Source organism: Bacillus sp. B4EP4a, from assembly GCF_006680105.1.
Taxonomy (GTDB): domain Bacteria; phylum Bacillota; class Bacilli; order Bacillales; family DSM-1321; genus Peribacillus; species Peribacillus simplex_E.
In genome coordinates, this window is sequence record NZ_VHIK01000022.1 from 33,185 (window position 1) to 59,625 (window position 26,441).

Consider the following 26,441-nt stretch of genomic DNA (forward strand, 5'->3'; position numbering starts at 1 on the left):
ATTTGCTTATAAACAATATTAAGTACTTTTCCCTTGGTTCCAAAAGAAAAAGCGATTACCTGTTATAGGAACCGCCTTCAACTATCTTTGCAAAGTCATCAATAGTAGTTGAATACTTGATATAAATTCGTGGTAAAAGATAAAGTTCGTCTTTTATGCCCTTCTCAGAAAATAGTTCAGGAGTTGTCGTAATTCCAAATAAATAATATTTCTTCGTTTCTTCTACGACTTTGTCATTGAAATTTCCGTATGGATACGCAAGAGCAATAACTGGTTTGCCTGTTATTTTTTGAATTTTTTCTTTGGACCCTTTCAGTTCATATTCATAATTTTTTATTTCCGTCAAATCAGGATGTGTAGCAGTATGAGACTGGATTGAGATTATACCCGAATCAGCCATCATTTTTAAATCCGATTTAGATAATCGGTTTGAACGACCGATAAAGTCAGAAATAACAAAAATGGTACCACTTGGTTTAAAACGTTCGTTTTTAAGTTTTTGAAAGATAGCAAATGCATTCAGATTGTTTTTGTATCCGTCGTCTAAGGTAATGAAAATGGGTTTATTTACTTTATAAATGTCTTGCCAACGATCAAAAGTTAATAATGTGTAACCATGGTCTTTTAAATAAATCATTTGTTTCTGGAAATTATCAGGAGTTACATATAGCTCCTTAGAGCCCTGCCCAGTAAACTCGTCAATCGAATGATAAATTAAAATAGGTACTTTTCGTTGAGCAAAAACTTGTGATGGAAGAATTAAGATAAGAAGACATAGGAAAAACATTACAACCTTTTTCATAAAATCCCTCGCTTTGCATCCTTTTTATATCTTTTCAATTTATTGTGCCTCAAAAGCATAGTTCTATTATGATTTCTCCCATATTTGATTCTATCTCCCATTGATCAATGGTGACTTTGATAATCCCAAATGAAAAACTAATTTCTTAAAACACTAAAGCATCAGACTAACTGCCACATTAGCTCTATAAGAAAAAGAGCTGCCAAAGCAACTCCCTTAATGAAGTAAAGCACCCGTAAGTTCATTAAGAATAAAATCTCATTCTCCTGTTAAATGGACAGATACATTGATTCAAGGAGTTGAGAACAAAGAGCCAGATTCAGTAAATACTTTGTTTGCCATGAATATCGCTATCCATGCCGACTATCAGAAATCTGGATTAAGCCAAAGACTCTTATCGGAATTTAAAAAGTTAGCAAATAAAAAAGGGGTAGAAAAAATTGTACCCGTTCGGCCTAGTTTTAAAGTGGATTATCCACTTACACCTTTTGATGACTACGTCCATTGGAAACGAGAGGATAATACACCATTTGACCCTTGGATTCGAACTCATTGGAAGCTGGGGGCAAAGATTGTAAGACCAATTTATAAAGCTTTTACTGTTACTGGGACCATAAAGGATTGCGAATAATGGACAAGTATGCATTTTCGTGAGAGTGGCAGATATGTTATTCAAGGTGCTTTACAGCCTATTCAAATTGATAGAGAAAACGATTTTGGTATTTATTATGACCCTAATTTATGGATGGAATATCAATTGACTGGTTAACAATAGCACTAATGAAAAGTATATTGAATTTAATGTATATGAGTGCCATTAAACTTTTATATTCTTCTGCATCTAGCTGAAAAAAGTTTCTTTTTCGCAGACATAAAAATAATAGTTATAAGGGTTTTTGTCATTCATAATCCCTTTTTCAACTGATATTTCTTTCCATTCATCGAAATTAACTTCTGGAAAAAAAGTATCTCCTTCAAATTCATGATGAATCTTTGTAATGTACATTTTCTCAACATAAGGCAAAAACAAATTATAAATCTTTTCTCCCTCGAAAATAAAAATCTCTTCTTCATTTTTACATAACTCAAAAACATCTTCAATTGAATGGACAATATCACTACCGGTAAAGGTAAAACTCTTATCTCTCGTCAAAATAATATTCCTTCGGTCAGGTAAAGCCCTTCCGATTGACTCAAGGTTCTTTCTACCTAATACGATTGGATGTCCCTTTGTAGTATTTTTAACATACTCCCAATTCTTCGGGATTCTCCAAGGGATGTCATTCTCCTTGCCAATGACTCTATCCTTATCATCGCAGCAATTAAAGATACTTTCATATATAACACAGCCTTTTTTTAACTATTTTACCATGTAATTTCTGATATCTATTGAAATTCCTTGTTCCACTATCCTGCCCCGGAAGTTGCATAAGAAAATGGAGCTGTTTCCAACCCCATATTTGTTAGTTCAACAAGATTAACTTTTGTAAGTTAGTTCCATACATACCTGCTTTCATCAAAAAAAAGTGACAACCAAGGGATGGGTGCCTTTACAATTTCATAAACACTTTGAATTCAAATTGATTAACTATCTTTAAAAAATATTGTATTTATTGGTCTTCTTATTAACAACCTGTCCAAACCAATTAATAATTTCCTCATAGGATGATTAAAAGTAATTATATCGAAATGGAGGAAACAAACCATTGAGTGACACAGATTTTTCACATGATTCTCCCAAGGGCCCAAAAGGAAGACTAATTACTGGCCATTCAAAGGAGTTTATTTCAGATACACTTGGCTTTCTTACCCGGTTAGCAAATGAATATGGAGATGTTGCTAAAATTCGTTTTGGACCTTTCCAAAATGTTTACTTTATTTCAAATCCAGATTTAATTAAGCAGGTACTTGTAACAAAACAAAAATCCTTCTTGAAATCAAATGACTTCCAAGCTTTAAAACCATTACTTGGAGAAGGCCTTCTTACAAGTGAAAAGGAAATTCACATGCGCCAAAGAAGGCTTATTCAACCCTCTTTCAAAAAGTCTCATATTAGCAATTATGGTCAGGATATGATTGATATAACAATGGACTATATTTCCACTTGGAAAAACAAAGAAGAAAGGATTATTACGGAGGATATGATGAGCCTTGCTCTCGGTATTATCAGCAAGACCATGTTCAGTATGAACCTCAAAGATGGATATGACGAGCTCGGGGAACCAATAGAAGCATCTATGAGAATTGCTGTTAAAAGGATGAGAACACTTCTTCAATTGCCACTATGGGTTCCGACTAAAAATAACCTTGAATTTAAAAATTCGATACAAAGACTTGATACAGTGATTTATAACTTTATTGAAAAACGTAGGGCAGATGCAGAGAGACATGAGGACATGCTTGGGATTCTAATGGCTGCTCGAGATGATGAGGATGGCTTAGCTATGACAAACCAGCAGGTACGTGATGAGCTAATGACCATTTTCCTTGCCGGTCACGAAACAACTGCAAACGTGCTTTCCTGGACCTTATACTTGCTTTCACAACACCCTGAAGTGGAAACTAAACTTTTCAATGAAATAGATAGCGTAATCGGCAATCGTAATCCTACTCCTGGCGATTATATGAAATTAACGTACACACAAAATATTATCAATGAATCAATGCGCATATACCCGCCTGGCTTTATAATATCACGGAAAGTGGAGGAGGATGTGGTAATAGGAGGATATCATTTTAAAAAAGGCGAGATGATTCTGTTAAGTCAGTATGTGATGCACCACAAGCCAGAGTATTTTGATAATCCAGAGTCTTTTAATCCTGAGCGATTTGAAAACAACTTTGTGAAAACTCTACCTCCGTTCGCTTACTTTCCGTTTGGCGGAGGGGCGAGAGTTTGTATCGGAAATCATTTCGCAATGATGGAAGCTGTGCTTGTCTTAGCGTGCATTGCTCAACGATATCGGATAAGGCTTGCGCCGGACCATCATGAAGTAAAACCACTTCCGTCTATTACACTCAGACCGAAACGTGGATTGCGCATGGTAGTCGAAGAAAGAAATATAGAAGGTATCCAACCAGAAGCTTCTGAAATTTAAAGGAATATAAGTTGTATTAATGAACAAAATTGTCACTCTACACCTAGGGAAGATCCCCCCTTAGTTCCATAAAAAAGACTGCAGCATCACCCCAATTTTTTGAAGTAAACCAGCTAATAGGATGTCAATATCTTTCTCTAAAAATTTCATTTCCCTTATGATATACTATTTTTGGCCATGCCAAAAATCCCTCTAAAACCCTTTTGGAAGGATTTTTCTCTGTTTCACAAAACCGTTAATTAGGCTAAATCTAGGAACGTTTCTTTTCTCTTTAATAGTGCGTAAATCCAATGAAACAAATTATTAATACAGGCAACGATTGTACTTTGGCAGGTTTTCCTTCTGATTTTTTCTTATCATAGGTTGCTTTAAGCTTTTTGTTCCATGAACTTCTTATGCCGATAGTACGGCAAGATACAGAGAATGACTTAGCCTGCTCAAACCTCTTTTAGTTGTACGATTAATGGTTTCCGTAAACTTCCCCGATGCGTGAACACTTATCTACTCCAGCGAAGGCAACCAGTTTTTTCGGATGATTAAACCGATCGATTTCACCAATTTCAGAGATAATCGTGGCTGCGATTTTTTCTCCTATACCGGGAAGCGATTGGATGATCTTATATTCTTCCAGTTCATTTGCCAGGGCCACTATACGACCTTCCAAATCAGAGAGGTGTCCCTGGTAATGAAAAAGCAACTCAATATACATACGAAGATTGCTTACGTGACTTTCATACACGTTTTTTTGGAATGGATTTCGAGATGCGGAGTCCATTATTTTTTTTGCCTTTTCCCATGCCCCTTGAACCGATCGGCTAGGACAGAACTACATAACACTCTCACGGAATATCAGGCCGATTATAAAACTTGTCCTAAAGATTAATAGGCAAAAAGAGCTTTACTAATTGTTGATCAGTTTAAGTAAGGTTTGATCATGATAATCTATCTATAAAAGACAGTGAATATGCTGGTTTATGAACTTTCAATGGAGATTTTCTTCATTAATCGTTTTAATTTATCTTCTGTAGCTGTTCCCTCTACTGGTGTATAGATACTGCACCTTAAGTCCATGTCCCCCTGGACTTGGAGAGAAGTTAAATTAAACAGCATCTTTCCGGCTTTAGCATGTCTAAATTCAATCATCATTTCTGGAGCTTTGCTCACTTGACTTTCTTGCCATAAAGATTGAAATTCCGGGTGAGAACTACTCATTTCATTAATAAATAAGCTATACCATTCATCCCCTAAGTAGTGACCATAATAGGCACGAAAAATGGCAAGAAATCCTTTAACAAAATGTTCCCAATTCACAGCTAATGCTTTTAATTCTTTTCTTGTAAATATTAGATGGATCAAATTTCGTTGGTCATCCGGGAGTTGTTCAAAATCTAAAAATACATGAGCGGCAGGATTATTCCACCCTACAATATGACAATGTCGATCTGTAATGATAGTAGGGCAATACGTTAACTCAGCTAAAATTCTTTCCAAAGAAGGACTAAGTTTTGGCTGATCCTTCTTTCGATGAATAATGGATGATTTCACTTCTAAAGCTAAATCATAAAGATACTCCCGTTCATCATTTTTTAACTGTAGGGCTGTAGATATGCAATCCAATACGCTTGTAGAGACCTTTATATCCCGACCTTGCTCTAGCCACGTATACCAAGTAGTACTGACTCCCGCCAAATGTGCAACTTCTTCTCTTCGTAAGCCAGGTGTTCTTCTCCGTGTACCAGCAGGTATACCTATAGATTCAGGCTTTATTTGGGATCGCTTCGTTTTCAAAAATGAAGACAAAGCTTCAAGTCTGGTTTTATCATTCATTTCTAAAACCTCCTTCATAACAATTTAACCTAGTAGTTATTATACCAGGATAAACACTCACTTGTAATAGGATAACTCCGAAGTATAATACAAGTATACTATTCATTTGGAGTGATGAAAAATGGAAAGAGTCGTTATTACAGGAATGGGAGTAGTCTCTCCTATTGGAAACAGCGTAGAAAAATTTTGGAGAAATCTTACTGATGGGAAGTCAGGCATTTCCTCTATTGATACATTTGATGTAAGCAATCATAAAGCAAAAATTGCAGGAATTATTCGTGATTTTAATGCAGATGATATCTTAGGAAAAAATGAAGCACGACGTCTAGATCGCTTTACTCAATTTGCTTTGGCTGCTGCTGAACAAGCTTGGACTGATTCTAATTTAGATATTGATGATATCAATCTGGAAAGACTTGGCGTATATGTTGGTTCGGGGATAGGAGGAATTGAAACATTGATTGATAATGTGGATACTCTTCGAGAGAAAGGTCCAAGAAGAGTTAGTCCAACACTGGTACCAGCCATGATTTCAAATGCTGCCGCAGCTCAAATTAGTATTAAGTGGAACGCAATGGGGCCTACTATGTCACCTGTTTCTGCTTGTGCGATCGGTAATACAGCTATCGGTGAAGCATTCAGACTTATTCGCTTTGGAGAAGCTGATGCCGTTTTTGCAGGAGGAGCAGAGGCAGCTATAACAGATTTATCTTTAGCTAGTTTTGGCAATGCTACAGCATTATCAACGAGAAACGATAATCCAACTAAAGCTAGCCGTCCTTTTGATGTAAATCGAGATGGATTTGTCATGTCAGAAGGAGCAGGAATTTTAATCTTGGAATCTTTGTCCCACGCTTTACGTAGAGATGCAAAAATTTATGCAGAAGTCATTGGGTATGGTGCAAGTTCTGATGCCTATCATATGGTAGCTACACACCCAGAAGGTAAAGGAGCCTATCTTGCAATGAAAATGGCTTTGAAAAACGCAAAAATTTCCCCTGAAGAGATTGATGTCATTAGCGCTCATGCAACAAGTACAGAAGTTGGAGATCGTTCTGAGACACTGGCAATTAAAAAACTATTTGAATCAAAAGCTTATCAAATCCCAATAACAGCTAATAAATCTATGCTTGGTCACATGTTAGGAGCAGCTGGAGGCGTGGAAGCAATTGCTTTGGCAAAAAGTTTACAGGAAGGAATTATCCCTCCAACCATCAACTTAGAAAAGCCTGATTCATTATGTGATTTAGATTATGTACCGGGTATTGCCCGTAAGGTGGAAATAAGTACTGGTCTATCCAATTCATTTGGTTTTGGAGGACATAATGCAGCAATCGTTTTAAAAAAATACGAGTGAATTAACTCTCGCATCGTATTTTTAAAATTAAAGATCCTCAAGAGAAACTTTAGTTAGTTACCTTAATGGATCTTTTAGGTAATTAACTACGAAAAAGCCCTTTTTTCATCAATTAAGGGCTTGTCTCTTGTTCATAAAGCCATATTTTTCTTATACCTTTAGCTACATCGACTATTTTAGTTAACAAAATAGTTAAGATTCCTTGTCCACGATAGTTTTCTGAAGTAAACATTTTAGTTATTTAATGCTTATTCCAATCTTATTGGTATTGCACCACAAGCAATAATTCTTCATTATCTTTTTTCATCAATATAAATAAGGCTAAATTTTTCTTCGATTAAGAATATGACCATAAAAAAGATCTAGTGCAAATGACTAGATTTTCTTTTTAATATCTTCCCTTATCAATTCAATGATAGTACCTGATAAATTTGCTGGAAGAGATGAACCATCCTCAAAAACCCATGTATTAATTATTTCAAGATCTTCTTTTTTTAAAGTAATGCTATAATCTTTATCATTGTGAGTAAAATCAGCTGTAACCGATTCTTCACCATCAAACTCGTCATCAATAATCATATTTTTTATTTCATATGGCTTCACGATGTAATCTCCTTTTTATCATTCTTGTATATAGAATTGGCTTTATATGATTGTTTATTCATTTTTTTCACGCTAAATCAAAAACTGTAGGGTTATATTCAGGAGATGAACGCATTAAAACAAATCAGAAATCAAAAAGTCGATACCATCATTACCTTTGTGGTTATCTCTAAGGGAGTTATATAGGTATAGTTGAGCATTCATATTTTCTCTTCTTCACTTCTTCATTATTCAAATAATAATAATTTCCTCAAAAGGTTATATAACCAAAAACCCCTTATGTGTAGATTGACTTTATATATTAAACTCAATCATTAAGTAAGAATGCATTAGGTTACCTACATGTTTTTTTCTTTCTTGACTCTTATTAACTACATAAAATGATCAGCTTCATGATCAGCTTCACCTAATCCATTTATCACAATCGGCTAGATATGACTTCGTTTTTACTGAACTGTTCCGGGAACGCATAAAATGAATGCTAAATTTCGGTGAAGAGTTTGCGCCGCTGTCTAGTTACTTCAATAAAAAAGCTCTGTAAAGTTTCCTTTAACAGAGCGTACCAACATATTAAAGTATTTTCACTAAGTCTTTTCTAGCACTCAAGCAAATACTCTCACCTAGATGCTCCATTTGCTCCTCATCAGATAGGTTAACAACAATCTCCTGAGAGCCTGATACACACTCTACCACTCTTTTTGAACCAACAAAATGGACTTTTTTTAATTTAGCCTCAAACGTAATTCGATTAGGCTGAAAGCGACTTTGGGTAATGTTTAAGTGTTCAGGTCTTATTACAAGCTTTTTATCTGAATTCTTAACTTGCGAAAACTCTTTTAATAGATTTTCTCTATTCTGGCTTTCTAATAATTCCACATCTATTACATTGGTTTCCCCAATAAAGTCGGCAACAAAAAGAGTCTTTGGATTGTTATAGATTTGCTGAGGCGTGTCAATTTGTTCAATTCTCCCTTGGTTCATAACAGCAATTCGATCGGACATGATTAATGCTTCTTCTTGATCATGAGTGACATATATGAACGTGATTTCGAATTGTTCATGAAGTTTTTTTAATTCAAACTGCATCTTTTTTCTTAGCTTTAAATCTAGTGCTCCTAGTGGTTCATCCAGAAGGAGCACTCTTGGCTTATTTACCAGAGCTCTTGCAAGTGCAACCCTTTGCTGCTGCCCACCTGATAGTTGCCTTGGATATTTATCCTTGTGATGCTGCAACCCCATAATTTCGATAATTTCGGTTGTATCCCTTGCAATTTGCGCCTTTGATATTTTTTTTTGCTTTAATCCAAAAGCAATATTATTGTAAATGCTTAAATGAGGAAACAAAGCATAGTTTTGAAAAACCGTATTAACCGGACGTTGGTTGGGTGGCAAATTCCCGGCTTCTTTCCCATCGATCTTAACACTTCCTTGATTTGGAAGCTCAAAACCGCCAATCATTCTAAGGGTAGTGGTTTTCCCACATCCGCTTGGACCCAGAAGCGAAAGGAACTCACCCTCCTTTATATTAAGGGAAATGTTGTCTACAGCTATCGCTTGACTATATTTCTTAGTGATGCTCTTTAACTCGATAATGCTGACTTTTTCATCGGCTACAAGTGCTATATTGTTTTCTACAATCGGAACCACTGACATGATTGAAACCTCCTTAATTTCCGATTTCTCTGTTCCATAGCTCGGTCCACTCATCTCGATGTTGGTTTATGAGATTATAATCAGGCATGTTCATATCCTTTAAGGTGCCGTTTTTGCCATATGGCATTCTTTCAAGTGTTTTTTCATCTAATTCTACATCCTTATGAACTGGTGCCAAATATAAATCACTCGCAATGCCTTCCTGTGCAATCTTAGTAGTAGCATAGTTTAAGAAGGAATAAACCTGCTCAGACTTTTTCGAGCCTTTCACAACATGCCAAAAGCTACCTGCACCTAGAACGCCTTCTTTCGGTACAACAAATTCAATTGGTTGACCTTGGTCTTGCATTACATATGTAGGTCCTCCGTAGTGAGCTCCAACTGATGCTTCCCCGCTTTGATATAGATTAGTGGCTGTTCCAGAACCATCGAAGTATGCTACTACTTCTAATTCCTTCATTTTCTGAAATCCTTTTTCCACTTTCCCTTTTGCTTCTCTTTCAAGCTCAGAAACTTGTACCAATAAAGGAAGTCCTCCGGTAGTAGCAGGTGTTGGAACCGTTATTTTTCCTTTATACTCTTCCTTCCAAAGGTCTTTCCACGACCTTGGTGGGTTTTTAATTACGTCCTTGTTATATACAATCCCTAGTCCCCAATACCCTAGAGCTACTCCATATACTTCTTCACCTTTACCTTGATATGCTTCAGGCAGAAGGGCAGCGTTTTCTTTAAGTTTACTAATATCAATATTTTCAACAATTCCTTTTTCGTGAGCTAGTTCAGAAATTCCGGAATCCATTAAGGCTAAATCGATGGTAGGAGCCCCTTTTTCCTGTAATAGACGGGAAAAAGTTGCAGTTGAATTGCCTTCAATGATTCTCACCTTGATACCAGTCTCTTTTTCAAAAGGTTGAATAATATGCTTTTTGATAGTTTCACCCCAATCACCACCGAAAATGGCAATGGATATTTCTTGTTCTTGTACATCTGAATTGGCTTCTGTCGCCCCACTTTTTGGTTGAATGGGCTTTCCACAACCAGTAGCAGCTACTAAAATAATAGCCAACAAAATGGTGTAAACACTTAACTTCTTCATAGAACATCCCCTAGTCTCATGTTTTATTTTGAAGCAACATTCTCAATGCCTACTAACATATCAATGACAAGAATTAAGAAAAATGCAATATAAATCGTCACGGCTGAAACAGCAGCTATCATTGGATCGATATTGTACTGAACATAATTGAACATTTTAACCGGAAGTGCCATCTGATCGGCAGAGGTCAAGAAAATCGTAACTTCAACATTTACCCACGAAACCGCAAAGGAAAACAGTGTTCCAGCGATAATGCTAGATTTCATCTGTGGCAATGTAATGATGAAAAAGGTTTTCAATGCACCCGCACCTAAATCCCTTCCAGCTTCTTCAATATATGGGCTTATCCCAAGAAAGCTATTCACACACGTCCGAACCACATAAGGCAAAGTAATGATGATATGACCTAAAACTAGGGCTAAGAAATTCTGTGGGCTATTAGTAAAGTAGTAAAAAAACTGAAGCAGTGCCAAGCCTAAGAAGATTTGAGGGAGCAAGAGAGGGGATGAGATAAGACTCATCACAATCCCCTTGCCTTTAAAATTATTCCTTGCCAAACCATATGAGGCTGGAATACCAATTAATATCGAACCTAGAGTAGCGACACCCGATAGTTTAAAACTATATATGAAGGATTCTAAGTAAGATATATCCTCAAAAAGCTTTTGATACCATTTCAATGTAAAACCTTTTCCAGGAAAACTTAAATAATTTAGTTCAGTAAACGAAACATTAATCAATACCAATAATGGAAAGGCCAGAAATAAAAGCAGGAAGCCACCTATTGTCCACATTACTACTTTAGAGATCAACGTCTTCCCTCCTCTATCCAGTCAGACCTTAATAAATAATGGTTCAATCCAATAATCAAAAAGCTAAAGACTAACACAGCAAAAGCAACCGCAGAACCGAACTGATAGTTGAATACCTGCATCATCTGTTCATAGATAACGGTCGCGATCAATTGGATCCTTCCACCGGATAGCATAGCAGGCGTTACATACGCACTAATTGCCAGGGAGAAAACCATAACACTGCCTGCCAATATTCCAGGGACTGTCAATGGAAGCGTTACCCTTAGAAAGGTTTGTAAACGACCTAAACCTAAATCCGATGCAGCCTCTTCCAGCCTGCTGTCTATATTCTCCAAAACTGTCGTAATGGATAAAATCATAAAGGGAGCCAATATATAAACTAAACCAATTATTATACCAGTCTCGTTATACAGAAGTCTTAGAGGCTGGGAGATGATACCCAGCCCTAATAGAGTTTTGTTGATAAATCCGTTATTCCCTAAAATGACCATCCATCCAAATGACCTTACGACAGCACTCGTAAATAATGGTGATATGATCACGATATAGGCAATACGCTTAATTTTCTTACTCTTGATATATTTGGTAATGAAGTAGGCGATAAAATAACCGACCAACAAGGTGATAAAAGTAGCTATTAAGGAAATTTTTATTGAACGTATGGTAATAGATAAATAGTGTTGATCCTTAAAATATAAAAGATAATGCTGAAACGTTATTCTTCCGCTTTCATCCAAGATGGAATTATTTAGCACAACAATTAAAGGTATAACAAAAAGTCCTAATAAGATCAATACGGATGGAGCCAATAGGAAAAAAACAGTTTTTTTGGACATAGGAATTCTCCTTTACTCTATTCGATTGAGTAAGTTGAAAACAGTCTCGATAATAAGCTCCACTTTGTCATATTCGATTTTTTCCATAGTATCTGTCGGACGATGATAGTCCGGCAATCTCCAAAACATAAGGAGCGCCGTTGGAATCCCTTCTAAATGGAACATCCATTCATCTGCTCCCGCTTTAGGAGTATCAACATCAACTTCGAAGTCATCGCTATCATAAGCTCCAGCTTCTCTGAAACTTTCTTTTACCTTTTGACGGAAATCTTCCGGCCCTACCCAGGACCATATCTTATCTCCCGCACTAATTTGGTCAAGATTGATAACTGCCGCTACTTCATTAAGTGTTCCTTTTTCTTTTAAATCATTTACATAATAATCGGCTCCTATGAATCCAACTTCTTCATTGGAAAATGCTATGACATCTACATCAAAAGGAAAATCATGATTTTCGGTTTTAAGTCTTCTGGCAACTTCAACGATTCCTGCTATACCTGAACCATTATCATAGGCTCCAGGAGTATTTAACGTAGTATCAGAGTGACCACAAACAATTACTTTTTTCTTTTCGTCTGTATTTTTCGATTTATATGGATGACTAATGATGTTTGCCGATTTACATTCCTTTATTTTTCCCTCTACCTTTACAAATACCTCAATGTCATGATTTTCATTTAATAACTCCTGTACATGAAGATGATCTTCATAACTCATCACTACAGCAGGAATTGGGAATTTTGCTCTTGGATTCAATAATGCAATTGGGTCACCGCCGCTATTTACAACAACCTGTGCCAGTATTTCTCCTTCAGCACCTAAAACATTGTAACAAGGCATATCATAAACGCCCGGAATTAAGCCTTTTATTCCATGATATGTAAGCTTCCCTTTAATTCCTGTACATGGAGTAGATCCAGAGAAAAGGAGATATGCCGTTTTTAACACTTTAGAAATTGGAGACAGGATTTCAAGCTCAGGTGTTCCTTCAGGCTCCCACCCCACAAAAGGATACACTTGCTTTTCAGTTTCCACTCCTAATTCGCTAAGTCTTCGGTGAATATAATCTGTACCCTTCCACTCACCTTCTGTTCCAGCGAATCGTTGCCCGACTTCATCACTCAAAACTCGAATCGTTTCTTTGATTTCCTCACGGATACTTTTCGTTTTCATATTGCTCATTACAATCCCCCTATTCTGAATACATCATTTTTCCAAACCAATTTGTTCGGAAGGCATATCGTCCAATACCACTTTTTCATAATCTGTAATTCCGCTCAGATGTTTGATAAATACTTTTTCTACTCTGTCTTCATCACGGCTACATAAAGCTTCATAGATTTCAGAATGCTCTTTGATGGATCTTTCAACAAGGTGGGGTCTACTTAAAAAGGAATATCTAAAATGAACAATATAATCATGTAAGTTTTCTAGCATATTGATCAGTCTGTTTAACCCAGAAGTTTTAATGATTTCCGCATGAAATAAATCATGAACCTTCATAAGGTCTTCAATTCTACCTTGTTGAAAATACATTTCAGACTGTTCTAGATAACTTTTTAATTTCAATAGCTGTTCATCGGTGATTTTGGACGCGGCAACTCTAGCAGCAGTAGGCTCTAATAACGAACGAATGAGGATAATTTCATTGATGGCTTCAAAGGTTATGCCTTTCACAACGCAGTGCTTTCTGGGGAGAATTTCTACTAAACCTTCTTGTTCTAATCGTTGTACCGCTTCTCTAACAGGAGTTCTGCTTACTCCCATTTCTTTGGCTAGATTCATTTCAACCAATCGCTCTCCATTTTTCAACTCACCATTGATTATCTTTAATCTAAGTTGATCAAAAACTTCTGAAGCGATTGAAACAGATTTAATTTTATTTAACTTCATTGCATCCATTTCCCCTCCTTTTGTATATTAAACGCATTATATGCCATATTGTATACAATGCACAATATATTTATTTTAAAATTCTGAATATTTATATAAAAATATTTTAGTTTCCAAGAATACTTGTGTCACTCCACACTTTTTACATTGAATTAACGGTAAAATATCATCAAATGAAGAAGTTTTTACTATAGGAGTCTTAATAGGCAAAAAGCTACGGATCAGGGGAAAATCGGAGCATATGCAAAAGAAGCAAGTTGCACTATTAAATGTGCCCTCCTGGCAAAACAACATTAAAACAAGCGTTACTTACTGATCAAAGTAAGTAACGCTTGTCTACCAATCCTTACCTAAGCAATGATTAGTGGGTACTTTTTCTTTTCTACAAAAAAACAAACTAATAATATTGGTTGACACAGGACTCTCTAATGGCTTTATTAGGATTCCCCATCTCCATTATCAAAAAAAGAATCAAATCCCCCATCAAAATCCTCTGTTGCCTCTTCAAACATTTCCTCAATATCAAAACCTTCCATCATCTCAGTAAATAACATCGTCCCTAAAACACCCACTGCTAATCCACCAACCATTCCAGGTATAGCGTTTAATTGGGAAGCGCGACCATGATGCTGGTTTGCGGAATAAGAGAAAGGCTGATTAAAAGCATAAGGCTGATCAATAGCTTCCGATATAAATTTTCCTAATAGTTTTTCAAGTCCGGCTTCATGCTCAAGAACATTTTGATTTAAATGAAACTCACGTTTTGCTTCAATTTCCTTGTAGCCGCTTTTACAGTCAACTTCCATCCAGACCCGGATACCTGATTCTTCATTGGCGAACCGCATTTCAACTTCATTTACTTGTCCCATGAATTGTTGAGTGGGAAAAAAGGCAAATTCCTGTCCATATTGGTCAAGTTTACCCGAATCGGCTGTCTCGCGAAAACCTAATTGAGCCATTGCATTAAAAATGGATTGGATAGATTTTTGGGATTGGATGACTAGCCGGTCTACATCTTTGCGGTCAACCCCACCCTCAATATCAAGATGTGTATCCAAATAGTATGAAACAGTTCCACTAGAAATAGGTATATTCGTAGGTAGGACGTAATGAAAAGGAATGACCTTACGTTCTTTAGGGTGAATACGATCTCGATTAATTAATGGTATATGGGCAACTTCCTTAGAAACGCTTCCTTGTTTTAATACCACATTCATCATAAACCGGACAGTCAATTGATTAATTTTCTGTTCCACCTCACCACCTTGAATGACAACCTCCCCTTGAATGCTTTCTCCCGCTTGATAATTACGATTACCACATTGTAAATCTACAGTTGCGGCTCCTTTTCCTAAACTTGCTAAAATTTTTTTGAACATGCTTCCTCTTCCTTTCGAAATTATCTCAATCCGCCTTAAGAATATGTAAGTAAAATTGGGCGTAATAAGAAATGACAAGAAATCTATTCGTATTTCAGGAAATTTCTAAATTACCCTTGATAGTAATACGTCGAAAAATGAAAATAGTTTCAAATGATTTTACTGCAGTAGGTGATCTTTATAAGATAATGGGGTACGTCATCTTTTTTCCGATGCTGGTGATGGACTATTGGCGAAGATGCTTATTTGAGGAAGCAAGGATATAAAGTGGCGGATCAAAGGCAGCAGCAATTTGAATCGCACGTCTCACCTTCTAAAGAGAGTTAAAACACAATAAATGAAAAAGAGAATGCCAGGGGCTAACACTTCTGCCCCTGGCATTTTTTTGAAAGTACTTTAATAACAAGAAGTTCATCTTTATTAAGCTATTTATAATGGTCAAATTCTCCATTTCCCATAACTTTATTGGCCATTCCATCTTCTTTATATGCATGCGCTTACATTCAATTCCGCATTTACACTTCCCCTTTTGTCAACAAAAGCGAAAGGCAACACTCAGCTTTAAATAATATCAGTTCTCTGTGCAAATGAATATTCCTAGCTAATATATATAGAAATAACAGACCTCACTTACAGCTTAATAGATGTAAGAACCATATTACAATTTCTGGATTAAAGATTGTAATTCATCCTGAAGATTTCCTTTTGAAAAAGCAGCGTGCAGAATTTCATGAAAAGTATTTAAGGAAATTTGAAGTTTTTCTTCACCTAATGTAGTTAATCGTGTGTAGATACCTCTTCGATCATCTTCACATATATGCCTTTGTAATGCTCCGCAGCTTTTTGCTTCCAGCCTGCCTACCAGCCTTGAAATAGCACTTTGACTTAATCCAACCATCTCCTGTAATTGTTGTAGCCTCAATTGTTTATCGCTTGTTTTGGATAAAAAGTATAGAACGTAAAATTCTTTTAACGACAGGTTATGATTTTTTTGCAAAGCACTTTCCAGCTCATTGGTAATGCTCATTTGAATATTAGTAATAGATAGCCAATTATCTAAATACTTCTTTTCTTGGTTGTTTGTCATGCCCATTCCACCCTGTTCTATCCTATATAATTAATATATGGCACTTTAAATGATCATCGTCATGGATTTAATTTTAGTGCTCGGGACTTTGTTCTAAAGATGATATATTGTTCTCTTCATTTTAGACGAGTTTCTACCTTTTGTCTAAGATTGAATTATTCCATAAAAAAAACAGTCAAAATGACTGCTCTTTTTTCATGAATTCAGTGTAACTGAACAGGATCCTATTTCATTTCCACCCCAGTTTAGTGAAAGCTTGTCTTGATCTGATAGTGGTCCTACGCCGCTTGGAGTACCGGTAAAAATAATATCTCCTTTCCCAAGCCCAAAATGCTCTTCTGTAAATTCTATAATGGTTTGCAAATCAAATAGTAAGTCTTTAATATTTCCGACTTGTACACGCTCTCCATTCTTTAACAGGGAAAAATCTAATTGTTCACACGCTTCGACACCTGGAAACGGTATAAATTCACTAACAACAGCTGAATTTTTGAATCCTTTAGCCAAAAGCCAAGGGTGCTGTTTTTGTTTTAACTGTGATTGAACATCTCTAAGTGTTAAATCCAATCCAATGGCCATCGCATCAACCATTTCATCTACTTTCATTCCTGATTCGTACTGCTTTGCGATATGTATGACAAGTTCAGTTTCAAAATGAACGGAACCCTGATTACTCGGCAAAGTAATTGACTGACCTTTTGCTTCCACAAGCGAATGAGTTGGTTTTGAAAATAAAAAAGGGGAAGTTGGTATTTCATTATTCAACTCTTTTGCATGCAAAGCATAGTTTCGACCTACACAATAGATATTTTTAATGTCTTTCATCATAAAACTCACTCTTTTCTTTTTAGAAATAAAAATTAATGAATAGCAAAAGGTAAATATTAAGAAATGATTGCAACTTTCTCTAGTCATGACAATCGTGGTTTAATAGTCAGCCAGATTAGTAATCACAAATTGTTACAGTAAATAAGAAAAAATCCTCCGATTTAAGTATATTTTATATTTTTCTGACTTTTTATACAACCGTTATACCTGTTAAAAGAAAATCCATTTAGATAACATAATTTCATGTTCGTACAATATGCAAAAATAATTATAACGGATTAGAAGAATAACTATAATGAAATTTTTCACATTCTTTGGTGGAACATAAACCAGATTAATTGCGTTCTCTTCTTTTGCCTTTATAAAGTGTATAAACAACCTTCAAAATCAGTTCTTTATTTACACAAATAACATCGTCCCATTCATTTGTTTTGTCGCTTTTTTCCATCGATATAAAAGGGGAACCGCCAAACTTTGTATTTTGTCCGCTAGCAAATCCCAGCGAAAAAGCGGTTTCCTGCCGTTAGGAAATGATTTTTTTATTCATTTATTGGGTTATAGATCTGTTAAAAAAAGTACCCACTACAGCTTTGAAGCAAAGATTGATTAAATGTTCCTCGTAAACCCCATATTAAGGGCAGCTCCACTGACGCGCTACCCCTATACTAAGTCTAAGCTCAAGAGTAAGCTGTATTGTGTAACCTGGGCAACTTCACCAAAGAGGAAACGCTATCCAAAATGAGATTGAACTGATTTATATTTTTTTCAATTAGTTGTCCTACCTTAAAATTATCAGCATATTGTTGCTCTATGTTTATAGCGAATTATTTTTGTACTTGGATCATTAAATCATTGCTAGATAGACTGCATAATTCGTGCGAGTTCATTTTCTAAAACAGCGGGCTCGTTTGCGTAATTGTAAATCCCTAAAAACTTCTCTATGGCCTCTGGATGGGAACTGATTAGCTTATTGACAGCATCCTGCTGTTCAGATATGCGTTCATTCTTCGAAATTTGGCATCCCATGTGAAACCGGACCATAAACTCATCTTCTATTGCCTTTTGATATTCTTCAGACATTTGATTCGATTGATCGGATTGTCCCTTATATTTTAATAGAATATTGGATAAAATACGTGCTCCACATATAGCATCATGGATCCCCTGCGCCATGCCAGGATCTTTAAAACAAACCGCATCACCAACCAACGCCCATCCTTTTCCCATTCCTTTATACCAGTAATTATCATATCCTAGTATGCCTTTGACCGGTTCTGCGATTTCAGCATTTTTCAAGCGAGCACCAATTGTTGTATTAGGAAAGTTATCTGTCAAGAGATTGCGTAGACCGTTTTCCGGATTTAATTTCAACCGTTCTATCAATTCCTTATTTTCTAATGGGAAAATGCCGACAATAACATATAAATCATCATTCGTTGGAAAGAGAATGGCTGTGTTATCTTTTATCTTGTATACTTCAAATTTAGGGACATCATCGTGGCGAAATCCAGAAAAATACCCAAAATAAATACCGACTGTTGCCGGAATACTTATTTTGAGTTCACTTTTTACCAGCTTGCGAATAATAGAGGATCGGCCGTCTGCCCCCACTACCAGGCGAGCTAAAAATTCTTGTTTCTCGTAGTTGCCGTCTAAGCCTTTCACGCCTATTACTGTTTCGTCATCACGGATGACATCCGTCACACGAAAACCTTCTAAAACGGTTACATTCATTTGAGATTTGGCCTGTTCAAGTAGGATTTGATCGAGATAAGTCCTTCTAATACAATAACAGCTGTCCTCTCCGTAAACCACAGGGATGAGACCATCTATCACGGTATCCTCAAATTGAAATTTAATATCCCGTACCGGTGGTGCTTTTGTTTCCAGCAGCTTGTCCAGGACACCTATTTCTCGAAGAAGAGCGACAGTATTATTGAAAAAGGTATGGGTTGATAATGTGTCCCTTGGAAAAGTCGATCGGTCCACTAACAACACATGGAAACCTGCCTTAGCAAGATAAATTGCCAGTGCAGAGCCGGCACATCCAGCACCGGTAATGATGACGTCATACATCTTATTCATCGTATCACTCCGTTTTCAAGTACAATTATTGACTTGCTTATCCATTAGCAGAGTTTGATAAAAATATACTACATACATAAAAGTATGGAAGTTAAAACAAAAAAAGTACAGAGAATTCCAAAGTCGATCTCCGCTATGTTAAGGAATCGATTTTTTTACTTCTTCTTATAGAAGCTCCCTCAATTAATTAAGGATTTCATCCCACTGGATAGAGTAATTACAAAGGCCCCCCTCTACCCCACTAGCATATACAGAAAAGCATTGGCATATCGTTTGCATCTTTAAACCAATCCAGAATACAAAAGCAACAATAATGAATAGCCGCACAAAATAAAAAAACCATAATCCTTTATTAGAGATGCCCTTGATTGGTGAGGCAAGAAAAATTCCACATATTATTTTTTATTTTGACAAACAAAAAGAGGTTCGGAGTGGTCTCACCCCGAACCATGATTTTATATTAGAAAACTTGGTTATCCTTCATGAATTTTTACCTAATTGTAATGAACTTCCTGTGTTGAAGAAATTTGTGACACTCCTGCCGATTAACTGGCTAGCCAAGCCCCCACAGACGCTTGCTTTGATGAGGCTTGGAAGACAGTCGGCAGAAAGGGAGCGGATTTATGAAATCAACAACTTTTTAAATAAAAACTGTAGGCAAACTTGCTTTTCCTCGAGTTTTGCCTACAGTTTTGACTCCTAGCTTAAAAAGTAGAAGCTAAATCTTTTGATCGTGCTATAGCATTTTCTTTTATTTCTTGTGCTTTATCAGGCATTGCTGCATGTCCTTCAACGAATACACCTTCAAAGGAAGGCACTCCGAAGAATTGCATAATGATATTTAGATACCGGTGACCCATTTCCATTTCTGCTGCTGGTCCTTCTGAATAAATACCACCACGGGCTTGTATATGCAAGGCTTTCTTATCAGTTAAAAGACCAACTGGGCCTTGTTCGGTGTATTTAAATGATTTACCTGCAACAGCTACGGAATCTATATAAGCTTTCATTACTGGCGGGAATGAAAAATTCCATAAAGGTGTTACAAATATATATTTATCGGCAGCTATAAATTGCTCACATAACTCTGAGAGTCGACTAACTTTTGCTTTCTCTTCTGCCGAAAGTTCTTCAAAGCCCTTTCCAGATTGAAGTTTCCCCCAACCACTGAAAACATCTACATCAATTTCAGGAATATTTTCTTTATAAAGGTCAATATTCACAATTTCATGGCTAGGATTTACTTCTTTATAAGTGTCAATAAATGCTTTTCCAACGGCCATACTGTAAGATTGTTTATCATCATGAGGATGAGCTGTAATGTACAATACTTTAGTCATTCTGTATCTTTCCTTTCTTTTTACATATTTGAACATTCTATTTTGTCTTGGAAATTCAACATTTATACAATTGCTCGAACTAAAATATCTTTAATTGATATGTATAAAATTATCCGTTACCCGCCCATAAAACGGCAGATTTAATGCAGGTATAAATTCTCTTTCAAGTTGTGAGAAAGAGTGTGAATTTTGGATATGATATAACAAGACAACCCGGTTATTTTAGGAGGCTTAAGGAAATGACGAATTCAATAAAATTTGATCTGCACACTCACCATGAACGATGTGGACATGCTATCGGCACAATTGAGGATTATGTAAAGCAAGCCATTGAATACGGCTTGCAATATATTGGGATTTCTGATCATTCTCCATATTTTTATAGTGAGGACGACCATCTCTACCCAACTATTGCAATGGCAAAAAGTGAACTTGTCCCTTATATTGAGGAAGTACTTCGCTTAAAAGAGGAATATAAAGGTAAAATTCAGGTGTTATTAGGAATGGAAAGTGATTTCTTCCCTGACCACATTGAAGTCTACCGTGATCAATATCTTTTACACCCTTTTGACTACATAATTGGATCTGTTCATTATGTTCAAGACATTAGCATTTTTAAAAAAGGGCGTTGGAATGGTTTAACTTCTAAAGAACAGGCAAGATTAAAAGATGAATACTATGAATTAATACAGAAATCTGCAAAAAGCGGAGTGTTTCAAATCTTAGGCCATATTGATGCAATGAAAGGGTTTTATCCTGCCTTTTCATCCATTGAAACAGACAGTATTGAAAAAACTTTAAAAATCATTAGTCAAGAAGATATCGCCATTGAGATTAATACCTCTGGTAAAACAAAAGAGTGTGGTGGGTGGTATCCAGCAGATGGCATTTTAGAACGAGCTCTTTTCTATAATGTGAAGGTAACATTTGGATCAGATTCGCATACACCTGAACGTATTGGCGATGAATTTGAACAAGTTAAAAAAAGACTAAAGGAAATCGGCTTTTCTGAGTGGGCTTACTTTGTTAACAAGCAAAGGATTCTCACTCCACTTTGACCTTCCAGTCAATAGGATTAGAACTGGTCCGGTAGCCATCTTCCATTCTAACCAGGTCTCGTGTGTCATAACAAACATAACCCTGTTTCCCTATTTACCATAAATATCTATACCTACTTGCCTAGCTAAAAAGTTGATCAGGTCTGTCCGAGATTTTTCCATTCGCACCGACTGCTCAAGGTCATATTTTTTGTGATTTTGGAGTTTACGGTGGCGTTCCTCCCCCCATTAAAGGCTATTGCGGTTTCTGCTAAAAATAGTATATGAAAAAGCCGACCTTTTAATGGTCGGCTTCTTCAATCAATCTGTCCTTTTGTTAAATAGCTAGAAAGAAGCTATGATTTATTCCCCTAGCCGAGGTAGAATAGAAACGTTTATTTCTTTTAGGAAGAGTTCCTCGCTTTCATTATATAGCTGAAGCTGGTCTGTTTTAGTTCCCCGAGTTCGCCTCGTTTCCCGGCTGTTCTACTTGTACCTTGTCCCCTATTTCAATGGACAACAAATCCTCACCTACTATAACTGTTCCATCATATGTTTTTTTTGTTCTTTCGAGCAAATTAGCTTTTTCTTCTGTTAATCCACCCAATAATACAATATGTGAGTACACAGCAAGTTTTGGTTGTATTTGGCTAAAGACTTTACCTGCTTCCTCCGGTGTAGTGTGAAGATCAAGTATATTGGCTATTGATTCTGATTCATTATCAGGTCTTGCAGCTGCAACCTCATGAATAACTACGTCAGCGCCTTTAGCAAATTTAATTAGATTTTCATTATAGCGGGTGTCACCTGAGATGACTACTGAATGTCCTTTGTAATTAACCCGATAACCGAAAGCAGGCTCAATTGATTTATGGTCAACCTTGAAGGCTATTACTTCAATTCCCTTTTTTTTATAGACAACCCCCTCCTTGATATCATTTGCGACGATACTTGCTCCTTCAACGTTTCCATTTCCAGAATCATCTCTTGCATCCAAATCGGCTTTAAATGCTTTATTCATATGTAACATCATTTTCTCGGTTCCCTTAGGTCCCCAAATCTTAAATGCTTGCTCTCTTTTCCCTCCTGTTGGTAAAGAACCTGTAAGCCATACGTCTGGTATGCCGATTGTATGATCCGAATGCAAATGAGTAAGAAATAACTTGTCAATACTGCCCGGTAACATATTCGCTTTATATAATTGTAAAGCAGTACCACGTCCAGCATCAAAGAGGAGTTTTTCATCACCAACTTCTACAAGTGTAGATGGACCGGAGCGGGTGGTACTTAAAAGAGGAGAACCTGTTCCTAGTAGAGTTACTTTAAAGTCCGTTTGCTGTTCAGCTGTTTGGCCAAAAGAAGGAAGAAATAATGATAATGATAGAATTATTGAAACTCCCAACAAAAAAACTAAAGAAGTATTCCTTATTCTTTTCTTCATAACAAAAACCTCCTGTCAGATTATTTTTTCTTTACTCAAAGAAGAACAAATTCCTGTTTTGAATGTAAAACACAGTTTTAGAAATAGGTCCACAAACTGAATGTTACAATATTTATAATATTCAGTCAATAATATCCAAAGTAAAATCATGTATACTAATTCAACCTTCCATCAAGACAACAAGACTCAAGCTGAAATAATCTTACAGAATATTGGATTTCATATTGGATCAATTGTTCATACTAAAGAGAAAATATCTGTTAAAAAAGGAGTTTATATGACAAACAAAAAAAATAATAACCATTATCCAGCTCAACATAAAAGTCAGGTTAGTAAATTACATTACAACGGAATGGAAGTGGATACTGATGTCAATGAAGATCCTAATCGGGAAAAATTATTAGATGAATCAGTTGATTCTTTTCTAAAATCGAAAGAAGGACAGGAATATTAGAGAAGGAATTGTGGTCGCCATTGTCCTTTTTTAAAACGTTTTTATATTTTTCCAATTCAATGGGCCCTCAGGAAGCTTTTGAGCGGCCCATTTTGTATCTTTATCTCCGAACATTTTTCTTCTTGAGATACCGGCCAGCAAGTGCTGAATTATGATGTCTTAGTGCACTAAAGCTCCCATTAATTGAAAATGACGATATAATGTTAGTGGAATGATTGTATTAGCAAAAGGAGGTTCGTTTCTATGAACATTTTAATATTGGGTGCAACTGGTCGAGTTGGGGGGCACTTAGTTACTTATGGTCTGCAAGACAGACATCATGTTACAGTTTTGGCTCGCACTCCTGAAAAGATTGGAATGAACGATGCCAATTTAACCATTATTCAAGGTAATGTACTAATTAAAGATGATATCGGACGTGCCATGCATGGGATTGATGTAGTTATTAGTGCACTGAATACCGATGGGACTACCACTTTATCAGCAAGTATGCCACTAATTATCGAAGCAATGGAAAACGAAGGTATCCAACGAATTATTACCATTGGAACAGCAGGAATCCTGCAAAGTAGAACAACCCCAAATACTCTACGTTATCAGTCCAGTGATTCAAAGCGTAGGTCTACCCGCGCAGCGAAAGAACATCATAAAGTTTACGAAATGCTTAAACAATCAACACTTCAATGGACTATTGTCTGTCCTACGTATTTGCCGGATGGAGAAAGTATTGGTACATATCGTGTAGAAGGTGACTTTTTACCGGAGAATGGGGCTGAAATATCCGTGCCGGATACAGCAGAATTTGCATTTAGCCAAATAAAAAGTAGCGATTATTTAAAATCACGAGTAGGTATTGCCTACTAACCATTCCTACTAGCATTACTCCCCTTGAAATCGTAGATGAGGTGAGGAAACCATCACGTCCGCTTAGCCGGTTCAATTATCTTCGAAAAGTACACAATCGCTGAACAATTGCCAAGAATATTTACCGGTTTCTTTTGGGCGAAGATTTCGCCCTTACCTTGTTCATGAACTTTCTATTCCAATGTGCTATATTTCCCCTCCAAAAATAGCCACATTCTGCCTGTCAGGAGCAAACGCTAGCCCGTTCCATTTCAATACAGTCTGTACAAATCCCAGTGAGTCGGCATTATATCTCCCTGCGATCCTCTGATACGCTTCGAGCTCATATATGCCATCCCTATTGTAATCAACCGGATATAAACCAGATAAAGGATTGACCCATCCTTCTATCGGCGCCTTCAATACACCATCCTTGTCATAAATTTCAGATAAATATTCCTTATCCTTATAAGTAAGGTCAAGAATGTACCTTTCTTTTAGGTAATAACTATTCACCTTTGCTTTGTATTGGTTTTCATAATTAACATCGTATTTATAGGTTTCATTGAATGCGTCTGAATTAAAAATGGTCATCAGTTGACCGTTAAGATATGAAAAAACATACGCATAAATGGAACCACCGCTTCCTCCTGTATCAATGACCACTAAAATGTCATCCCCTTTGTTACCTGTAAAATCACCCAGAAAAAGGGTCGGATTATATCCTGCGTTATTTTTCATGGGAACTTGTTCATATTGATTAGTCCTCCCATTTTGGATAACCAAAGTTACATTCCTCCAAAAGGGGCTATCAGGGGTTTTGTTTGCGGTAAGAAAAACATTGTCCTTTGTCCCGTCCCCATCAATATCGCCTTGCTTTGAGGTCACTGTGACTGTTCTGTACAAGTTCATTTCCCTTGAAAGAGCAGATTGAAAGCTCAATTGCATATCTAGCAGTTCCTGCTTTGAAGGATAAGGATTTGGAAGCGACAAGGCGTTATCAATCGTTTGCATCGCTTCACTTGTTAAACCGGCCCTACTTTGAGTCTCAGCCAAACAGTACCAATAATAGGGGTCATTCGTTTCTTGTATTTTTGTGTAATAGTAATGGATCACTTTTCTGATGTCATACGTATCCACCTTAATCCCCCCTGTCTCTTTATTATCCATATGAATTATATGCGGGAATTTAGTGAATAATCTTGAGTACATATCTATTGCTGGAAACAACAATAATGTCCTTTTCAAATATAGCGCCCTTATTATGAATGATTTCTGTTGCCTAATACCTCTTTATGAACTTTTTTTGCTTGCATATATTTATTTAATTTGCTATTATAACTGACGAACGTTCGTTAAATTATGAGGTGATATTATTGAAAAGTAATGAAATTAAGGAAGCCGCTCTAAAATTTTTCACGATTCATGGTTATGAAGGAGCGTCCCTTTCTCTAATAGCTGAAGAAGTGGGCATGAAAAAGCAATCCATTTACGCCCATTTTAAAGGCAAGGATGATCTTTTTCTGCAAGTTTTACGTGATGCGAAAGAGACGGAGCTATCTTCGAAACTCCAATATTTCAGTAAAGTCGATTCAAAAAATCCTGAAAAAGATTTATATGGATTCCTGCAATTGGTCATCGATCTTTTCCAAAAAAATGAGCATATAAAGTTTTGGCTGCGTATGTCCTTTTTTCCGCCAGCGCATCTTGAAAAAGAGATCGGGCAGGAGGTCATAGATATCGAGGAAAAGGTGCAGGCAATTCTGGAATGTAAATTCCAGGATTGGATCAATGCCAAATTAATTGTCGAAGATGCAGCCATAACTCCGACCTATGCTTTCTTGGGAGTAGTGGATTCCATTTTGCTTGAGCTTGTGTACGGCAATGATGAGAAACGGCTGAAGGATAAATTGGCAGCCTCTTGGAAAGTGTTTTGGAGAGGTATTTCACAAGAATGATTCACAAAG

The 26,441-nt window shown here is 36.5% G+C and carries 24 protein-coding genes and 2 pseudogenes; 7 read left to right on the forward strand and 19 right to left on the reverse strand.

Annotated elements, in window-relative coordinates; genetic code table 11:
* Window positions 1-55: 55 nt before the first annotated feature.
* On the reverse strand, window positions 56-802 hold the full coding sequence (locus FNK51_RS11945) for a polysaccharide deacetylase family protein (RefSeq protein WP_141993463.1): 747 nt from the start codon (window positions 800-802) through the stop codon (window positions 56-58).
* 286 nt (window positions 803-1,088) lie between these two features.
* On the opposite strand from FNK51_RS11945, the gene FNK51_RS11950 reads away from it, so the two are divergent.
* On the forward strand, window positions 1,089-1,433 hold the full coding sequence (locus tag FNK51_RS11950; RefSeq protein ID WP_141993464.1) for a GNAT family protein: 345 nt from the start codon (window positions 1,089-1,091) through the stop codon (window positions 1,431-1,433).
* Window positions 1,434-1,643: 210 nt separating this feature from the next.
* Here FNK51_RS11950 and dfr read toward each other — a convergent pair.
* Window positions 1,644-2,140, reverse strand: a pseudogene (gene dfr, locus FNK51_RS11955) (DfrD/DfrG/DfrK family trimethoprim-resistant dihydrofolate reductase).
* A gap of 368 nt (window positions 2,141-2,508) precedes the next feature.
* Here dfr and FNK51_RS11960 point away from each other — a divergent pair.
* Complete coding sequence (locus FNK51_RS11960) at window positions 2,509-3,900, forward strand: cytochrome P450 (protein WP_141993466.1); 1,392 nt, start codon at window positions 2,509-2,511, stop codon at window positions 3,898-3,900.
* A 239-nt stretch (window positions 3,901-4,139) separates the two neighbouring features.
* Here FNK51_RS11960 and FNK51_RS11965 read toward each other — a convergent pair.
* Together FNK51_RS11965 and FNK51_RS11970 are read right to left on the reverse strand one after the other, a co-directional pair.
* Window positions 4,140-4,726, reverse strand: a pseudogene (locus FNK51_RS11965) (transposase); the annotation flags it as partial.
* A 146-nt stretch (window positions 4,727-4,872) separates the two neighbouring features.
* Window positions 4,873-5,727: a helix-turn-helix transcriptional regulator gene (locus FNK51_RS11970; RefSeq protein ID WP_141993467.1), complete on the reverse strand. Its 855-nt coding sequence runs from the start codon at window positions 5,725-5,727 to the stop codon at window positions 4,873-4,875.
* A gap of 121 nt (window positions 5,728-5,848) precedes the next feature.
* On the opposite strand from FNK51_RS11970, the gene fabF reads away from it, so the two are divergent.
* On the forward strand, window positions 5,849-7,084 hold the full coding sequence (gene fabF, locus FNK51_RS11975) for a beta-ketoacyl-ACP synthase II (RefSeq protein WP_141993468.1): 1,236 nt from the start codon (window positions 5,849-5,851) through the stop codon (window positions 7,082-7,084).
* A 112-nt stretch (window positions 7,085-7,196) separates the two neighbouring features.
* On the opposite strand, the gene FNK51_RS11980 is transcribed toward fabF, so the two are convergent.
* The 13 genes from FNK51_RS11980 to FNK51_RS12040 form a co-directional block, all read right to left on the reverse strand.
* Window positions 7,197-7,316: a GNAT family N-acetyltransferase gene (locus tag FNK51_RS11980; RefSeq protein ID WP_141993469.1), complete on the reverse strand. Its 120-nt coding sequence runs from the start codon at window positions 7,314-7,316 to the stop codon at window positions 7,197-7,199.
* A 143-nt stretch (window positions 7,317-7,459) separates the two neighbouring features.
* The gene (locus FNK51_RS11985) at window positions 7,460-7,687 is read right to left on the reverse strand and encodes a hypothetical protein (protein ID WP_141993470.1); all 228 of its coding nucleotides are present in this window, start codon (window positions 7,685-7,687) and stop codon (window positions 7,460-7,462) included.
* Between the two features lie 570 nt (window positions 7,688-8,257).
* Window positions 8,258-9,340 (reverse strand): ABC transporter ATP-binding protein, encoded by a 1,083-nt coding sequence (locus tag FNK51_RS11990; RefSeq protein ID WP_141993471.1) that lies wholly within the window; start codon window positions 9,338-9,340, stop codon window positions 8,258-8,260.
* Between the two features lie 13 nt (window positions 9,341-9,353).
* Complete coding sequence (locus FNK51_RS11995; RefSeq protein WP_141993472.1) at window positions 9,354-10,436, reverse strand: ABC transporter substrate-binding protein; 1,083 nt, start codon at window positions 10,434-10,436, stop codon at window positions 9,354-9,356.
* 23 nt (window positions 10,437-10,459) lie between these two features.
* Window positions 10,460-11,248 carry an ABC transporter permease gene (locus FNK51_RS12000; protein WP_141993473.1) on the reverse strand — a complete coding sequence of 263 codons (789 nt, stop codon included), beginning with the start codon at window positions 11,246-11,248 and terminating at the stop codon, window positions 10,460-10,462.
* Window positions 11,245-12,087: an ABC transporter permease gene (locus FNK51_RS12005; RefSeq protein ID WP_141993474.1), complete on the reverse strand. Its 843-nt coding sequence runs from the start codon at window positions 12,085-12,087 to the stop codon at window positions 11,245-11,247. Before FNK51_RS12005 ends, FNK51_RS12000 begins: the two co-directional genes overlap by 4 nt.
* 12 nt (window positions 12,088-12,099) lie before the next feature.
* Complete coding sequence (locus tag FNK51_RS12010) at window positions 12,100-13,269, reverse strand: M28 family metallopeptidase (RefSeq protein ID WP_141993475.1); 1,170 nt, start codon at window positions 13,267-13,269, stop codon at window positions 12,100-12,102.
* A 24-nt stretch (window positions 13,270-13,293) separates the two neighbouring features.
* Window positions 13,294-13,989, reverse strand: coding sequence for a GntR family transcriptional regulator (locus FNK51_RS12015; RefSeq protein ID WP_141993476.1), 696 nt, complete (start codon window positions 13,987-13,989; stop codon window positions 13,294-13,296).
* 428 nt (window positions 13,990-14,417) lie between these two features.
* Window positions 14,418-15,359 (reverse strand): sporulation protein, encoded by a 942-nt coding sequence (locus FNK51_RS12020; RefSeq protein WP_141993477.1) that lies wholly within the window; start codon window positions 15,357-15,359, stop codon window positions 14,418-14,420.
* A gap of 658 nt (window positions 15,360-16,017) precedes the next feature.
* Entirely contained in the window at window positions 16,018-16,446 is a 429-nt protein-coding gene (locus FNK51_RS12025) for a MarR family winged helix-turn-helix transcriptional regulator (protein WP_141993478.1), read from the reverse strand.
* Window positions 16,447-16,641: 195 nt separating this feature from the next.
* Window positions 16,642-17,271, reverse strand: a complete 630-nt coding sequence (locus tag FNK51_RS12030; protein ID WP_141993479.1) for a fumarylacetoacetate hydrolase family protein — start codon at window positions 17,269-17,271, stop codon at window positions 16,642-16,644.
* Window positions 17,272-18,129: 858 nt separating this feature from the next.
* Entirely contained in the window at window positions 18,130-19,359 is a 1,230-nt protein-coding gene (locus tag FNK51_RS12035) for an NAD(P)/FAD-dependent oxidoreductase (protein ID WP_141993480.1), read from the reverse strand.
* 704 nt (window positions 19,360-20,063) lie between these two features.
* Complete coding sequence (locus FNK51_RS12040) at window positions 20,064-20,699, reverse strand: FMN-dependent NADH-azoreductase (RefSeq protein WP_141993481.1); 636 nt, start codon at window positions 20,697-20,699, stop codon at window positions 20,064-20,066.
* Between the two features lie 239 nt (window positions 20,700-20,938).
* Between FNK51_RS12040 and FNK51_RS12045 the strand changes: the two genes are divergently transcribed.
* Window positions 20,939-21,757, forward strand: coding sequence for a histidinol-phosphatase (locus tag FNK51_RS12045; protein WP_181762245.1), 819 nt, complete (start codon window positions 20,939-20,941; stop codon window positions 21,755-21,757).
* A 430-nt stretch (window positions 21,758-22,187) separates the two neighbouring features.
* Here the strand turns inward: FNK51_RS12045 and FNK51_RS12050 are convergent, their stop codons facing one another.
* Entirely contained in the window at window positions 22,188-23,177 is a 990-nt protein-coding gene (locus FNK51_RS12050; RefSeq protein ID WP_141993482.1) for an MBL fold metallo-hydrolase, read from the reverse strand.
* 277 nt (window positions 23,178-23,454) lie between these two features.
* Between FNK51_RS12050 and FNK51_RS26560 the strand changes: the two genes are divergently transcribed.
* Both FNK51_RS26560 and FNK51_RS12055 read left to right on the forward strand, forming a co-directional pair.
* Window positions 23,455-23,631: a hypothetical protein gene (locus FNK51_RS26560; protein ID WP_181762246.1), complete on the forward strand. Its 177-nt coding sequence runs from the start codon at window positions 23,455-23,457 to the stop codon at window positions 23,629-23,631.
* A gap of 243 nt (window positions 23,632-23,874) precedes the next feature.
* Window positions 23,875-24,495: an NAD(P)-dependent oxidoreductase gene (locus FNK51_RS12055; RefSeq protein WP_141993483.1), complete on the forward strand. Its 621-nt coding sequence runs from the start codon at window positions 23,875-23,877 to the stop codon at window positions 24,493-24,495.
* A 186-nt stretch (window positions 24,496-24,681) separates the two neighbouring features.
* Here FNK51_RS12055 and FNK51_RS12060 read toward each other — a convergent pair whose 3' ends face one another.
* Entirely contained in the window at window positions 24,682-25,422 is a 741-nt protein-coding gene (locus tag FNK51_RS12060) for a VCBS repeat-containing protein (protein ID WP_286178693.1), read from the reverse strand.
* Between the two features lie 428 nt (window positions 25,423-25,850).
* Between FNK51_RS12060 and FNK51_RS12065 the strand changes: the two genes are divergently transcribed.
* Window positions 25,851-26,432, forward strand: a complete 582-nt coding sequence (locus FNK51_RS12065) for a TetR/AcrR family transcriptional regulator (protein ID WP_098370652.1) — start codon at window positions 25,851-25,853, stop codon at window positions 26,430-26,432.
* Window positions 26,433-26,441: the final 9 nt, after the last annotated feature.